This is a genomic window from Pseudomonas sp. H26/SER47-MNA-CIBAN-0231, assembly GCF_040310465.1.
GTDB classification, from domain to species: Bacteria; Pseudomonadota; Gammaproteobacteria; order Pseudomonadales; family Pseudomonadaceae; genus Aquipseudomonas; species Aquipseudomonas atacamensis.
Window position 1 is genome coordinate 25,676 of sequence record NZ_JBEOPW010000023.1, and the last position, 15,239, is coordinate 40,914.

Sequence of the window (15,239 nt, forward strand, 5' to 3'; positions counted from 1 at the left end):
ATGCGATTACTCATTACTCTCGGCGCCGTGCTGCTGCTCGCCGGTTGCGCCAGCCAGCGCAGCAACGAACCGGCGCCGCGTCCGCCGGCCGAAGTGAAGGCTGAAATTGTTCGGCTGTTGCCGGCGAAAACTGCCGACCGTCAGGGCTGGGCCACGGACATCTACGCCGCGTTCGCCGCACAGGGCATCAACACCACCACGCAGAATCTGTGTTCGGTACTGGCCGTGGCCGAGCAGGAATCGACGTTCCAGGCCGACCCGACAGTGCCCGGCCTGGGCAAGATCGCCCGCGACGAAATCGACCGCCGCGCCGCCAAGGTGCACATCCCCAGCCTGCTGGTCAGCGGCGCTCTGCAAGTGCGCTCGCCCAACGGCAAGAGCTACAGCGAACGTCTGAATGCGGCGCGCAGTGAGAAAGAGCTGAGCGCGATTTTCGATGACTTCATCGGCATGGTGCCGATGGGCCGCACGCTGTTCGGCGGCTTCAACCCGGTGCACACCGGCGGGCCGATGCAGGTCAGCATCGAATTCGCCGAGGAGCACGCCAAGGATTACCCGTACCCGGTGGACGGCACGATTCGTCGTGAAGTGTTCAGCCGGCGCGGCGGCATGTATTTCGGCATCGCCCATTTGCTCGGCTATCCGGTGAATTACCGCGAGCCGCTGTATCGCTTCGCCGATTTCAACGCCGGCTGGTACGCCAGTCGCAATGCCGCGTTTCAGAATGCGGTCAGCCGCGCGTCCGGCATCCCCCTGACCCTGGACGGCGACTTGATTCGCTACGACTCGATCATGCCCGGCAGTACCGAACTGGCGGTGCGCACCCTCGGCAAGTCGCTGGGCATGCGCAACCCGACGATTCGCGATCAACTGGAGAAAGGCAAAACCCTGGAATTCGAAGAGACCAAACTCTATCAGCGCGTGTTCGAACTGGCGGAGCGGGCCGAAGGCAAGGCGTTACCGCGCGCGGTATTGCCGGGGATTGTGCTGCAGAGTCCGAAGATCACCCGCAAACTCACCACAGCCTGGTTCGCCAAGCGCGTGGACGAGCGTTACAAGCGCTGCATGGCCAAGGCCGGATAAAACACGCAGACATAAAAAACCCGGCTGCGGGAGCCGGGTTTCTCTGCGGTGTTGCGCTTGCAGTCATGCATCAGGCAACACGGCGTTCGATCAGACGATCCGAACCACCTTCAGCAACACGGCGTTCGATCAGACGATCCGAACCACCTTCAGCAACACGGCGTTCGATCAGACGATCCGAGCCACCTTCAGCAACACGGCGTTCAATCAGACGATCCGAACCACCTTCGGCAACACGGCGTTCGAGCAGACGATCCGAGCCACCTTCAGCAACACGGCGTTCGATCAGACGATCCGAGCCACCTTCAGCAACACGGCGTTCGATCAGACGATCCGAACCACCTTCGGCAACGCGGCGTTCGATCAGACGATCGGAACCACCTTCGGCCAGACGGCTTTCGATCAGCTTGTCCGAACCGCCTTCGGCGATCATGGTGTGCGCCGGGGTGGCGGCGAAAGCGTTAACTGCGAAAACCGAGAAAGCGATGCTGAGAAGAGTCTGGCGTTTCATGATGGTGTGCTCCGGGGTGTTGTTGGTTGGTATGGAGCTGATGTTACGCCCGGAATTTTTTATGAGAACTTCATTGCCGTGATGGTGAACATCGACGTCGATGATGGTTGCGGACAACCGCGTAGCAGAGCCTCAGAGCACCTTCACCGCACGCCCGATCGCCTGAATCGGCCCGGTCGGTTTGCCGATCGGTGAGCCGTTGGCGCCTTCCAGCGTCAGCTCAAACAGCTGGTTCGGCTGCAACGGCGGCAGTTTGTCCAGCGGCACCGACAACGCCTGCCCCGGCTTGACCAAGCCCAATGACACCGGCCCCGACCAGCCGTCAGCCTTGGTCCAGAACTCCAGCGCCTTGTCCGCCGGCACCTCGACCACTCCTAACGGGATCAACTGGATCTCCCGCGCATTGCTCGCCTGAATCACCCAGCCCGGCGCTTTGTCCTGCGGCGCCACCAGTACCACCAGATAACTCGGTTTCGGCGCAGTCTGGGTCAGTAGCATCGCGCCCAGAATCAGCGTCGCAGCCAGGCCCGCCGCACTCAAACCGCGCCACAGCGGCAGCAGATTCCACCACGAGGTCAGCGGCTTCTTCACCGTAAGCCGTTCGAGACTGCGCTCGATGCGTGGCCACAGCTGCGCCGAGGGTTGCTGAGGTTCGGCCAGATCGGTCAGCTCCAGCAGACGTCGCTCCCATGCGTCGACTGCCGCCCGCAATTCGGGATCGTTCGGCAGGCGCCGTTGCACCTCGATGCGCTGCTCGAACGACAAGGTGCCGAGCACGTATTCGCCGGCCAGTTCATCCCGTTCCTGCGCTGATTCGCCGGTCATCCCATGCACTCCCGCAAAGCATTGAGGCTGCGCTTGATCCACGCTTTGACCGTGCCCAGCGGCGTGCCGAGGCGCGCGGAAATCTGCGCGTGGCTGTAACCGTCGACGTAGGCATGGAGGATGCAGCTGCGGCGCTGCGGTTCCAGTTGTTCGAGGCAGCGATGAATGCGCGCCGAGTGAACATCGACCGCCTCATCAGGCGCCGCTGCCTCATGTTCTTCGCTGAACGGCGTTTCCCGACTTTGCTTGCGCAGCTGATTCAAGGCCAGATGCCGGGTCACGCTGAACATCCAGCCCCGCGCCGAACCCCGCGCCGGATCGAACCCGGCGGCGCCGTTCCAGATCTTGATAAATGCCTCATGCACAATGTCCTCCGCCAGCGCCGTATCGCGCACCAGCCGCTTGGCCACGCCGAGCAGGCGCGGGCCTTCCTGCACATACAAATCGCGCAAAGCCGCGCGCTCGCCCCGGGCACAGGCGGCGAGGCGGGCTTCGTAATCGAAAACGGATTCGGCTAAAGGCATGGGGTGCAATCTAGCTCACATTTCCCAAACATCCAGAGGCATGGTTCCCTGTGGGAGCGAGCTTGCTCGCGAATGCGGTGGGTCAGAAAGTAATAAGGCGACTGACACTCCGTCTTCGCGAGCAGGCTCGCTCCCACAGGATTGTGCACTGCTTCCGAATATCAGTTCGCCGCCCAGAAAATATAATCCGCCTGGTACTTCACCACTTCCTGCTTGCCCTTGTTCGCCATGGTGCACTCACTGCCCGGCGCGACGCCGCCCTTGAGCGCGACACGCTGGATATAGCTGACCCCGCTCATCGCGCCTTTGCCCTCAGCCGGATTGGCCTTGACCAGTTGATAGGGCAGGTTGCCCGGGCTCGACGGTGCCACGGCCAGTTGTGTGCCGGTGACTTTCGAACCGTCCTTGGCTTGCCACGTCGCTGGCGGGCCGAAATAGGTGCCGACCTGTTTGCCGCTGCGATCATTGAGCACCGCTTTCGGGCCGACAAAGGTCCATTCGGTCTGCCCGGCCATATTGGGTTTGTCGCGGCATTCGTAGGTGATCTCGCCAACCCCGGTGGTCTCCAGGGCAATCTTGTGCCCGTCCGGCACCTTGATCGCGTCGGGATAACTGCTCTGGGCGAAGGTGGTCGCGGTGAAAGCGAGCAAACCGGTGAAGCCAATCAGCTGGGTGATGTTCATCCGATGATTCTCCGAAAAGGTAGTGCGCTGACAGCACCAGAGTGGGCTGTTACAGGGACTACCCGTGGCGGAGGCGATTGGATGCAGTGCCGGAAAAATAAATTTCAAACACCACCGATCAAACCTGTGGGAGCGAGCCTGCTCCGGGCGGCGTTCCGACGAAAGCGTCGGGTCAGTCAGCACTTATGTGACTGACGCACCGCATTCGCGAGCAGGCTCGCTCCCACAAGGCTCTCTGTAAGGCTTGAGGCCCGAGGCTTTCAGTAACTCTTGGGTGTACGGATGTTTCGGCGCAGCGAAGATCTCCCGCGACGAGCCTTGTTCAACCACCTTGCCGTCCTTGATCACCATCAAGTCATGCGCCAGCGCATGCACCACTGCCAGATCATGGCTGATGAACAGATAGGTCAGCCCATGCCTGATCTGCAACTGGCGCAACAATTCCACCACTTGCTTCTGCACCGTGCGATCCAGCGCCGACGTCGGTTCATCGAGCAGTATCAGCGCCGGTTCCAGCACCAGTGCGCGGGCGATGGAGATGCGCTGGCGCTGGCCGCCGGAAAACTCGTGGGGGTAACGATGGCGGCTTTGCGGATCGAGGCCGACTTCCTCCAGCACGCGAATCACCGCTGCCTCGCGCTCGGCCTCGCTGCCGATGCCATGGGTCAGCAAGCCTTCGGCAATGATCTGCTGCACCGACATGCGCGGGCTGAGGCTGCCGAACGGGTCCTGAAACACCACCTGAATCTGCCGGCGCAGCGGGCGCATCAGGCGCTGATTGAGCAGGCTCAACTGCTTGTTGCCAAAACGGATATTGCCCTCTGATTCGACCAGTCGCAGGATCGCCTGACCCAGCGTCGACTTGCCCGAACCCGACTCGCCGACGATGCCCAACGTCTTGCCGCGTTGCAGGGTGAAACTGACCCCGTCCACCGCTTTGATGTAATCCTGCTGGCGGCTGAAGAGTTTTTTCGGCAGGGGAAACCACACCTTCAAATCATCGACTTCCAGCAGGTTGTGCTCGTACTCACTGGGCACTGGCGCGCCGCTCGGTTCAGCCTCGATCAATAAGCGGCTGTAAGGATGTTGCGGCGCCTGGAACAGCGTCTCGCAATCGGCCTGTTCAACGATCTCGCCTTGACGCATTACGCACACACGCTGAGCGATCCGGCGCACCAGATTGAGGTCATGGCTGATCAGCAACAGCGACATGCCGAGGCGCTGCTGCAACTCGATCAGCAGCTCAAGAATCTTCTGCTGTACGGTTACGTCCAGCGCCGTGGTCGGCTCATCGGCAATCAACAGTTCCGGCTCGTTGGCCAGCGCCATGGCGATCATCACCCGTTGCCGCTGCCCGCCAGAGAGTTGATGCGGATAGGCTTTGAGTCGCTGCAACGGCTGGCGAATACCGACCAGCTCCAGCAACTCCAGGGTCCGCGCGCGAGCGGCGCGGCCCTTGAGGCCCTTGTGGATTTCCAGCACTTCGCTGATCTGTTTTTCCACCGTGTGCAACGGGTTCAGCGAGGTCATTGGCTCCTGGAAAATCATCGCAATGCGATTGCCGCGCAGACCACGCATCTGCTGTTCGCTGGCGTGCAGCAAATCCACGCCGTTGTAGCGAATCGCGCCGCTGCTGGTGACGCTCTGGCCCGGCAGCAGACGCAGAATCGAATGCGCCGTCACCGACTTGCCCGAGCCGGACTCGCCGACCAGCGCCAGACACTCGCCACGGCGTATATCGAGGTTCACACCGTGCACCACTTCTTGCCCTGCGAAGGCGACGCGCAGGTCGCGGATCTCGATTAAATGGTCTTGCATGTCAGCTCCTCGGATCAAAGGCATCTCGGCACGCTTCACCGATGAAAACCAATAAAGACAGGATCAACGCCAAGGCAAAAAACGCCGTCAGCCCCAGCCACGGTGCCTGCAGATTGCGTTTGGCCTGGCCAATCAACTCGCCCAGCGACGCGGTGCCGGCGGGCATGCCGAAGCCAAGAAAATCCAGCGCAGTCAGCGTCGCAATCGCACCAGTCAGAATGAATGGCAGATAGGTGAGGGTGGAGGTCATGGCGTTGGGCAGAATGTGCCGGCGCATCAGTTCGCTGTCGGTCAGGCCCAGCGCGCGCGCGGCTTTCACGTATTCGAGATTGCGTCCACGGAGGAACTCGGCGCGCACCACGTCGACCAGCGCCAACCAGGAAAACAGCGCCATGATCCCCAGCAGCCACCAGAAACTCGGCGAGACGAAGCCGGACAGGATGATCAGCAGGTACAGCACCGGCAGCCCCGACCAGATTTCCAGGACGCGCTGCCCGAGCAAGTCGACCCAGCCGCCGTAGTAACCCTGCAAGGCCCCGGCGAGAATGCCGATCAACGCGCTGATCGCGGTGAGGATCAGCGCAAACAGAATCGAAATCCGTGTGCCGAAAATCACCCGCGCCAAAACATCGCGAGCCTGATCATCGGTGCCCAGCCAATTGCTCGATGACGGCGGGCTGGGCGCCGGTTCGGTGAGGTCGTAGTTGACCGTGTCGTAGCTGAACGGGATCGGCGGAAACAGCATCCAGCCGCCCTGATCCTCGACCAGCTTGTGTACGTAGTTGCTGGCGTAATCCGGCTGAAACGGTAGCTCGCCGCCGAAATCGGTTTCCAGGTAATCGCTGAGGATCGGAAAGTAAAAGGCGTCGTGGTAGCGGATCACCAGCGGCTTGTCATTGGCGATCAACTCGCCACCGAGGCAGATCAGGCACAGGCCGATAAACAGCCACAGTGACCAGCGCCCACGGCGGTTGGCCTTGAATTGCGCGACGCGGCGCTGGCCCAGAGGCGACAGTGTGAACATCAGGCAGTCCTCGCCGAGAAATCGATGCGCGGGTCGAGCAGGGTGTAGCAGAGGTCGCCAATCAGCTTGATCAGCAGGCCGAACAGGGTGAACAGAAACAGCGCGCCAAACACCACCGGATAGTCGCGCGACACTGCCGCTTCGTAGCTCATGCGCCCGAGGCCGTCGAGATTGAAAATGGTTTCAATCAGCAGGGAGCCAGCGAAAAACACTTCGATCAGCGCCGACGGCACGCCGGCGACCACCAGCAGCATGGCGTTGCGAAACACGTGGCCGTAAAGCACGCGCCGCTCGGTCAGGCCCTTGGCTCGTGCGGTGATCACGTACTGCCGGCTGATCTCGTTGAGAAAGCTGTTCTTGGTCAGGATCGTCAGCGTGGCAAAGCCGCCGATCACCAGCGCCGTGACTGGCAGTACGAGGTGCCAGAGGTAGTCGCCGACCTTGCCCAATGTGCTGAGGCTGTCGAAGTTGTCCGACACCAGCCCCTGCACCGGAAACCAGTTGACGTAGCTGCCCCCGGCGAACACCACGATCAACAGAATGGCGAAGAGAAACGCCGGCATCGCGTAGCCAACGATGATCGCCGTGCTGCTCCAGACATCGAAGGCGCTGCCGTTCCTGATTGCCTTGCGAATGCCCAGCGGGATTGAAATCAGGTAGGTGATCAGCGTCGCCCACAAGCCCAGCGACAACGACACCGGCAGCTTCTGCACGATCAGGTCGGTGACCTTGGCGCCGCGAAAGAAGCTGTTGCCCAGATCCAGTTGTGCGTAGTTTTTCAGCAGCAGCCACAGGCGTTGGTGCAGCGGTTTGTCGAAGCCGTAATGGTGTTTGATTTCCTCGATCAGCGCCGGGTCCAGCCCACGGCTGCTGCGCCCGGCACCGCCGACCGCCGCGACTTCGCCGCCACCGCCCATGCTGTGCCCGCCAAAGCCTTGCAGGCGAGCGATGGCTTGTTCCACCGGGCCACCGGGTGCGGCCTGCACGATAAGAAAATTCACCACCAGAATGCACAACAGCGTGGGGATGATCAGCAGCAATCGGCGACTCAGATAACGCAGCATGTCACTGGCCTCCCGCAAGCTGAGCGCTCATTTGCTGAGTCGTCAGCGGCCTGGCCGAGACTTCCCACCAGGTGTTGAGACCTTCGTCATACGAAGGTTGCACGGCGGGTATGCCGAAGCGGTTCTGATACACCGTCGGCGTGCCTTTGGAGTAGTAGTTGGGAATCATGTAGTAACCCCATTGCAGCACCCGGTCGAGGGCGCGGGCGTAATGCACCATGGCTTCGCGGCTGTTGGCCTGGACCAGCCCGTCGAGCAGTTGATCGACCGCCGGATCGGCCAGCACCATCGCGTTCGAGCTGCCGACTTGCGTGGCACTTTGCGAGCCGTACAGGCTGTACAATTCGCGGCCTGGTGACACGATCGGATCGCCACTGCGCGGGAAAGCGCAGACGATCATGTCGTAATCGCGGGCGTTGAGACGGTTGATGTATTGCGCTGAATCGATGCGGCGCAGATTGAGCGTGATGCCGATCTGCGCGAGGGTGCGTTTGAACGGCAGCAGCATGCGATCGAAGCCGCCCTGGCCATCGAGAAAGGTGAATTCCAGCGGCTCGCCGGCGGCGTTGACCAGACGATTGTTTTTCGCCGTCCAACCGGCTTCGGCGAGCAGCTTCAGCGCTTGCAATTGCTTGTCGCGGATGTAGCCGCTGCCATCGGTTTTCGGCGCTTCATAGACCGTGGTGAACACCTCGTCAGGGACCTTGCCGCGCAACGGTTCGAGGATCTTCAATTCCTCGGCATCGGGCAGGGCGCTGGCGGCCATTTCACTCTTGGGCCAGAAGCTGTTCTGACGCACGTAGAAGCCGCGCATCATCTGTTTGTTGGTCCACTCGAAATCCCAGAGCAGGCTGATCGCCTGACGCACGCGGCGATCCTTGAAGAACGGGTTCTGCAGGTTGAACACGAAGCCCTGAGCGGCGGTGGGTTTGTCCGGCGCGAGGATCGACTGCTGCAAACGACCGTCGCGCAATGCCGGGCTGTCATAGCCGACCACATAACCGGACGAGGAGAACTCGCGGTTGTAGTCGAACGCGCCGGCCTGCAACAGCTGGCGGGCGACGTCGGTGTCGCCGTAGAAATTCACCGTCAGGCTGTCGAAGTTGTACATGCCGCGACTGACCGGCAGGTCCTTGCCCCACCAGTCCGGGTCACGCTGGAAACTGATGCTGCGCCCGGCGTCGACCTTGCTCACCCGGTACGGCCCGCTGCCCAGCGGTGGCTCGAAGCCGCCGCCGTTGGCGAAGTCGCGGGTTTTCCACCAGTGCTCGGGCAGCACGCGCAGCGTCGCCAGATCCAGTGCAAGGGTGCGATTGAGGTTGTTCTTGAAGGTGAAACGGACCTGGCGTGGACCTTCGACCAGCACGTCTTGCACGTCGGCATATTGCTGGCGATAACTCAGGCTGCCCTTGGTCATCAGCAGGTTGAAGGTGTAGCGCACGTCTTCGGCGGTGATGGGCTTGCCGTCGGCAAAGCGTGCCTTGGGGTTGAGGGTGAAGCGCACCCACAGACCTTCGGGATCGCGCTCGATCTGCTGCGCAACCAGAGCGTAAACCGTGTAGGGCTCATCCAGCGAACGGAACGCCAGCGGCGCGTATACCCAGTCATTGACCTGCACCACCGAAATGCCCTGATCGGCATACGGCGTGATGTAGTTGTACTGACCGATCTCCATCGACGCACGGCTGAGCGAACCGCCCTTGGGCGCGTCGGGGTTAACAAAATCGAAATGCTTGAAGCCGGCCGGATACTTCGGCGCCTCGCCGTACACCGTCAGCGCGTGACTGCCGCTGGCCAGTGCCGAAGTGCCAGTGCACAGCAGCGCACTGCCGAGCAGCAGGCCAGCCATGTTGCGCAAAAAACTCATGAAGTCACCCTTGAAATCCCTGAAGGAACCCGGACCGCCGGTGGGAGCGAGCCCTTGTGGCGAGGGGATTTATCCCCGATCAGCTGCGCAGCAGTCGCAAGATCAACGCATGCGGTACTTCTGATGCTCCGCGTTGGCAGGTCTTGGGGGCGCTTCGCACCCCATCGGGGATAAATCCCCTCACCACAAAGGCTCGCTCCCACAGGGGGACATGTGTTCTGTTTCCGGTTAGAAGTGGTAAGTCATGCGCGCAAACAATGTCCGGCCCAGCGGGTCGGTGTAGCGCGGGTCATAGCCGCTCTGGAAGTTGTAAGCCTGGTTGGAGAACGGCGGGTTGCGGTCGAACACGTTCTTCATCCCGGCATCGACGTCGAGCACCTTGTTGAAGGTGTAACCGGCCGACAGATCCCACACCGAATACGACGCCACCCGCGCGTGCGTCTCGCGGTCGTAATCGTTGTAACCGGTGGTGAAGCGGTTGGTCAGCGCTGCTCGCGCCGCGCCCAGGCTCCAGCTGCCGGTGAGGTTGTGCTTCCAGCGCGCGATCACGCCGTCACCCTGAAAGTCGCCGACCTTGTCGGTGAACGGGCCTTTGATGGTGCTCTGGAAGTCGTACTCGTCGACATAGGTGCCTTGCAGGCCGAGACCAAACTGACCGTACGGCGTGTTCGGGAAGCGATAGTCGAGCGACACGTCGACACCGTTGGTCTCGACGATGCCGAGGTTGGCGTTGCCGGTGACGATGTAGTTGAGCGTGCCGTCGGCGTTGCGCACGAAGCGGTCCGGGTAGGATCCGGCCTGATCGAACACGGTGGATTCCGGGAACGGCTGGATCTGGTTGGAGATGTGAATCCACCAGAAATCCAGACCCACCGACAGATTGCTGATCGGCTGGTAGACGAAGCCCAACGTCACGTTGCGCGCCTTCTCCGGTGCCAGATCCTCGTTGCCGCCAATCTGGTTGAGGAATTGCTGACCGCAATCACGCCCGCCGTTACCGCCCGGTTGCACCACGCCGCCGGTACACAGCACGGGATCGTTGTAGAAACCCTGGGTGAAGGTGATGCTGCGCGGCGAATACAGTTCATACAGCGACGGCGCGCGGAAACCTTCGCTGTAGGCGCCGCGCACTACCAGCTCTTTCAACGGCTGATAACGGAACGAGTATTTCGGGTTGGTGGTGCTGCCGAAGTCGCTGTATTTGTCGTGGCGCACAGCGGCGGACAATTCAAGGCTGTCGAGCACCGGCACGTTGAGTTCGGCATAGGCGGCCTTGACGCTGCGGTCGCCCTCGACGCTGCCGGCCGGGTCGATACCGAGGCTCTGGATGTCGCCGGCAAACTCTTCGAAGTCCTGATGAAATTTCTCCTTGCGGTACTCGCCGCCCAGCGCCAGACCGGACGGACCTGCGCCGAACCAGTCGCCGATTTCACGGCTGACGCGGCCATCGAAACCGGCAACGCGGCCCACGGCGGTGGAGTAAGCGCCGTGGTACGCGGCGGCATCGATGTACTGCTGGCCGGCAGCGGTCTGCGGGCCGAACGGGTTGAGCAAACCGCTGGCCAGCCCGTCAATCATCGCCTGATCGCTGACATAGCCACTGGTGACGCTGGAGACGATTTTGCTCTGGTTGTACGAGGCGCCGACGTTGTAATCCCAGCCGCCAACCAGACCATCGAAGCTCAGCAGAAAGCGCTGGCTGGTGTTCTGGTCTTTCGATTCACGCGGGCCGGCAGCGGTTTCACGCCAGTTGACATCGACCGGCTGCGTCGGGTCGAGGGCGAAATCGGTCGGCGCCGGGGTGATGCCGTTGCCGGGGTAGTAGGGCGACGATGAATCCAGGCTCAGACCAGTCAGTGGCGCCGGGCCGACGGCGACGGCGTTGTTGTTGCGCGACCAGAAATATTCAAGGTTGGCATTGTGATCATCGCCGAGCTTGGCAGTGGTCTTGCCGAAGAACGAGGTCTTCTCGGTTTGCGGCACCAGGTCGATGAATTCACGGGTGCTGAAGCGGCACAAGCCGTCGCGGGCGATCAGGTTGGGGCCGTTGCAGTTGCTGTTGGCCAACGGGTTGGTGGCGTTGCCGTTCTGGCTGTAGTTGCCGGGGAACGCGGTGCCGGAGGTCTGATCGAGACCGCGACCGGGCGCGTAGTCGGTGGCGAAGGAGCGGTCGTTGGCGTCGAGGTTCTGCTGCTTGTTGTAGTTGAACACGCCGAGGACGTTGAAGCGGTCTTCTTCCAGATCGCCGTAGCCCCAACTGGCGCTCATGTCCTTGGTCGCGCCGCCACCGCTGTGGGTCGGCGTTTCGCCTCCGAGGGTCAACGCGCCGTCGGTAAGGGATTTCTTGGTGATGAAGTTGATCACGCCGCCGATGGCGTCGGTGCCGTACAGGGCCGAGGCGCCGTCGCGCAGCACTTCCACGCGCTCGATGGCGGCGAACGGGATCATGTTCAGGTCCACCGCGCCGCCGGCCGAGTTGGTCCCCGACAGGGCATTGTTGGCCAGGCGTCGACCGTTGAGCAGCACCAGCGTCTTGTTCGCGCCGATGCCGCGCATGTCGGCAAACGACGCACCGCCAGTGGCCGCGCCGACGGAGCCGGCGCTGTTGTTGATCGACTGACTGCCAGTGATGCGCTGGACCAGTTCGGCAGTGGTGGTCACGCCCTGTTTGCGCAGCTCGTCAGCCTTGAGGATGGTGATCGGCACCGCCGTTTCCGCATCGACCCGGCGAATCGCCGAACCGGTCACTTCGACCCGTTGCAGTTGCGTGGTCGGCGCCGCCACGACAGCGGCTGCCGGCGTGGCGCTGCTGTCGTCCTCGGCCGCTTGCACGGTCCCGGCGCCCATCCCCATGGCCACCAGATACAGCGGAACGAAACGGTGGCGAGACATCGTTGCCACCAAAGGTTTGAGCGTGAAGCGTGGAGTGTTCATCAGCATGGTTGTTTCCGATTTTCAGACGTTATCGAATTGGCCTTGTGAGCCGCTCATTGCTCCGCTTCCGGTGATACCGCGCGCGGAAAACCACTTTCTTCAAGCAAGCCGATCCCCTCCGAAGACGCGTAGCGTTTTTTCGGTCGGCCGGGTGCGACGGGATTTCTTTTTTCAGCGGTGCCGGGCGGATGCTTTCAACAGCCGCCCGGCACCGTCGTCAGTGGGTGGTCATCACCGAAATCTTGCTGATGCCGGAGCGTTCGATCGATGCCATCGCCTTGGCCACCTGGCCGTAATTGACGGCGGCATCGGCCTGCAATTGCACACGGACTTCGGCGTCTTTGGCCTTGACCTCCTTGAGACTGGCCTCGAGGGATTCCGGGGCCAGCTCGGTCTTGGCCAGATAGAACTTGCCGTCCTGATCGACGCTGACCACCACCGGATCCTTCTTTTCGGCGGGGGCGACGGCGTCGGTTTTCGGCAGGTTGACCTTGATCGCGTTGGTCATCAGCGGCGCGGTGACAATGAACACCACCAGCAGCACGAGCATCACGTCGACCAGCGGCGTGACGTTCATTTCGCTGAGCACTTCATCGCTGTCTTGAGTGGAGAATGACATCAGCTGGCCTCCCGCACGGCGTTGGTGCTTTTGCTGGCAATGGCCTGGCGGCTGATGGAAAAGGCACTGCGCGAGGCGAGGGCGTCGAAGTCGTGGGCGAAGTCGTCCATGTCCGCCGAGGCGAGTTTCAGCCGGCGCAGGAAGAAGTTGTAGATCAGCACCGCCGGCACGGCGACGGCGATGCCCACGCCGGTGGCGATCAGCGCGTGGCCGATAGGCCCGGCGACCGCTTCAAGGCTGGCCGAGCCGGTTTCGCCGATGCTTTGCAGGGCTTCCATGATTCCCCACACGGTGCCGAACAGGCCAATGAACGGCGCGGTGCTGCCGATACTGGCGAGAATCGCCTGGCCGTTTTCCAGGGAGCGACGTTCTTTCTGGATCTGCTGGCGCAGGTTGCGTTCCAGGCGATCGGAACGGTTGATGGTGTGCGCCAGTTGTTGCGTGGTGCGCGGCGAATCTTCCACCAGCAGGGCTTCGAAACCGCTGCTGGCGATGCGCGCCAGCGAGCCCGGATACTGGCTGGCGTGTTCGGCGGCGGTGAGCAGGTCCGGCGCGCTCCAGAAGGCTTTGGTGAACTGTTTGTTCTGCGCTTTCTGGCGCAGGTACTGGGCCGACTTGACCAGCAGGATCGCCCAACTGACCACGGAAAACAGCACCAGGCCCCAGAGCACACCGGGGACAATCATCGAAGACAGTGAATCGTTCATGGCTACACCTCGCTTGCGTTAATCAGTAATGAGTCGGTTGCGCCGTCATTGCGGCAATTTGAAATCGATGGTCTGGGTGGCGAAGCCGTCGATCGGCGTGTCGCCGCGCTTGGCCGGAATGAACTTCCAGTTCTTCACCGCCGCGACGGCCGCCTCATCCAGTTGCGCCTTGCCGCTAGACTTGGTCACCGTCACGCTGCCGGCACGGCCGTTGGCCAGCACCTGAATGCGCAGCACCACGCTGCCTTCCCAATTGCGTCGCAGCGCCAGCGACGGGTATTCCGGCGGCGGGTTGCCAAGGCTGGCCAGGCCGGAAATCGCCGCCGATTCCTTGACCGGAGCGGGCGCAGCAGGGGGTGCCGGTGGTGCGCTCGGTGTCGTCGGCGCCGCAGGTGCGGAGGGTTGCGCCGGGGCGGGCGGCGCTTTCGGTGGCTCGACTTTTTTCGCCGGTTTTGGCTTCTCGACCGGTTTTGGTTTTTCGATTGGCTTGGGCTTCTCCACCGGTTTGGGCGGCGGCTTGACCGCGTCCTCGTCCTCCACCGGCTGCTCGGGTTCCGGCGGCGGTGGAGGCGGGGGCGGCGGTGGCGGTTCCGGTGTCGGTGGGGCCGGAGGCGTAGGGCTGGTCAGCTCGACGGTCATTTCCGGGATTTCCGGCGGCGTCGGCAGTGGCTCCGGACGCGCCTGATGGAAGAACCACCACGCGCCGCCGTGTATCAGCGCCGACACGGCGATCAGCAAGAGCATCTGTGGTTTGTTCAACCCGCCGGGTCGTGACGTATTGGCTGTAAACGCCGGCCTGCCCGTTGCCGGCGGGACCGGCGCTTGCTGCAACGGCCCCGGCAGGGTTTTGTGCTTTACCGCATCGTTCATTAAAGCTCCCTCGGGTCAGATGAAGGGCAATAAGGTGCCGTCCGAACATATGGCTGATGTTCGAGTGAGTGGGTGCAACTTTCTTCAAGGTGTAGGCGAGCCGATAGTTGGACTATCTGTTTAAGCGGCCTTGAACAAACTTAGTGGCTTAAGAGTATCTATATCGATTGCTCATTATCCATTCCGTGGCTTGTTGTTGTGTGGAGACGTGAGCTGTCTCAGGTTTGTTACAGTTTGCAACAGGTGTGCCAGATATTGCTGAGACGGGTTGAACGCATATCTTCGGTGTTACTGATGTCGCATTTATATAAGTTTCAAGTTCGCATACGGTTTATTCGGCGCGAAGCGGTCCCCAAGTCCTCGCAGAAGGGCTTTTTCCAGAGCGAGTCAGAGGGAACGCTGTATCACGCCAATCGGCGGGATAGAGCGGCTGCTCGGTGATCAGGCTCAGCACCTATCGGTGCGTAGCGAATCGATTTGGTGCAGGTCAGTCATTCAGCGGTTCACAGGACATGTTCCTTATTTTGATTCTGGAGTATTGGTTAACTGCATCACATTCGGGCGTGCGCTTTTGGTGCAACTTCAATGACGGAAAGTCATTGTTCGACAATCTTGTTGTTGTGCCTTTTATTAATTGCCGTATTTAAAAAATAAATAACACTCGGCGCCCGGCGATTGCTCGATCGCCAGGCACGCAGAGTGTGCATTGG

General features: G+C 61.5%; 13 protein-coding genes. 1 reads left to right on the top strand and 12 read right to left on the bottom strand.

Translation table 11 applies throughout. From position 1 onward, the window contains the following. Positions 1 to 1,083: a DUF1615 domain-containing protein gene (locus AAEZ10_RS25000; protein WP_130929624.1), complete on the top strand. Its 1,083-nt coding sequence runs from the start codon at positions 1 to 3 to the stop codon at positions 1,081 to 1,083. A 70-nt stretch (positions 1,084 to 1,153) separates the two neighbouring features. On the opposite strand, the gene AAEZ10_RS25005 is transcribed toward AAEZ10_RS25000, so the two are convergent. The 12 genes from AAEZ10_RS25005 to AAEZ10_RS25060 form a co-directional block, all read right to left on the bottom strand. Continuing rightward, positions 1,154 to 1,594 carry a phage infection protein gene (locus AAEZ10_RS25005; protein WP_339101341.1) on the bottom strand — a complete coding sequence of 147 codons (441 nt, stop codon included), beginning with the start codon at positions 1,592 to 1,594 and terminating at the stop codon, positions 1,154 to 1,156. 132 nt (positions 1,595 to 1,726) lie between these two features. After that, on the bottom strand, positions 1,727 to 2,419 hold the full coding sequence (locus AAEZ10_RS25010; protein ID WP_150741205.1) for an anti-sigma factor: 693 nt from the start codon (positions 2,417 to 2,419) through the stop codon (positions 1,727 to 1,729). Continuing rightward, positions 2,416 to 2,943 (bottom strand): sigma-70 family RNA polymerase sigma factor, encoded by a 528-nt coding sequence (locus tag AAEZ10_RS25015; RefSeq protein ID WP_350571432.1) that lies wholly within the window; start codon positions 2,941 to 2,943, stop codon positions 2,416 to 2,418. Before AAEZ10_RS25015 ends, AAEZ10_RS25010 begins: the two co-directional genes overlap by 4 nt. 161 nt (positions 2,944 to 3,104) lie before the next feature. Beyond that, on the bottom strand, positions 3,105 to 3,626 hold the full coding sequence (locus tag AAEZ10_RS25020; RefSeq protein ID WP_071172974.1) for a DUF3455 domain-containing protein: 522 nt from the start codon (positions 3,624 to 3,626) through the stop codon (positions 3,105 to 3,107). 183 nt (positions 3,627 to 3,809) lie between these two features. After that, positions 3,810 to 5,444, bottom strand: a complete 1,635-nt coding sequence (locus AAEZ10_RS25025) for an ABC transporter ATP-binding protein (protein ID WP_241089651.1) — start codon at positions 5,442 to 5,444, stop codon at positions 3,810 to 3,812. A 1-nt stretch (position 5,445) separates the two neighbouring features. Next, positions 5,446 to 6,468, bottom strand: coding sequence for an ABC transporter permease (locus AAEZ10_RS25030; protein WP_122703664.1), 1,023 nt, complete (start codon positions 6,466 to 6,468; stop codon positions 5,446 to 5,448). Continuing rightward, the gene (locus tag AAEZ10_RS25035; protein WP_217852010.1) at positions 6,468 to 7,532 is read right to left on the bottom strand and encodes a microcin C ABC transporter permease YejB; all 1,065 of its coding nucleotides are present in this window, start codon (positions 7,530 to 7,532) and stop codon (positions 6,468 to 6,470) included. The genes AAEZ10_RS25030 and AAEZ10_RS25035 overlap by 1 nt, the downstream gene beginning before the upstream one ends. 1 nt (position 7,533) lies before the next feature. Continuing rightward, positions 7,534 to 9,399 (bottom strand): extracellular solute-binding protein, encoded by a 1,866-nt coding sequence (locus AAEZ10_RS25040; RefSeq protein WP_350571435.1) that lies wholly within the window; start codon positions 9,397 to 9,399, stop codon positions 7,534 to 7,536. A 228-nt stretch (positions 9,400 to 9,627) separates the two neighbouring features. After that, positions 9,628 to 12,339, bottom strand: coding sequence for a TonB-dependent receptor (locus AAEZ10_RS25045; RefSeq protein ID WP_350571437.1), 2,712 nt, complete (start codon positions 12,337 to 12,339; stop codon positions 9,628 to 9,630). 211 nt (positions 12,340 to 12,550) lie between these two features. Next, the gene (locus AAEZ10_RS25050) at positions 12,551 to 12,952 is read right to left on the bottom strand and encodes an ExbD/TolR family protein (RefSeq protein ID WP_016775377.1); all 402 of its coding nucleotides are present in this window, start codon (positions 12,950 to 12,952) and stop codon (positions 12,551 to 12,553) included. After that, positions 12,952 to 13,659 (bottom strand): MotA/TolQ/ExbB proton channel family protein, encoded by a 708-nt coding sequence (locus tag AAEZ10_RS25055; protein ID WP_122703670.1) that lies wholly within the window; start codon positions 13,657 to 13,659, stop codon positions 12,952 to 12,954. Before AAEZ10_RS25055 ends, AAEZ10_RS25050 begins: the two co-directional genes overlap by 1 nt. Positions 13,660 to 13,704: 45 nt before the next feature. Beyond that, on the bottom strand, positions 13,705 to 14,529 hold the full coding sequence (locus AAEZ10_RS25060; RefSeq protein WP_350571439.1) for an energy transducer TonB: 825 nt from the start codon (positions 14,527 to 14,529) through the stop codon (positions 13,705 to 13,707). Between the last annotated feature and the right edge of the window lie 710 nt (positions 14,530 to 15,239).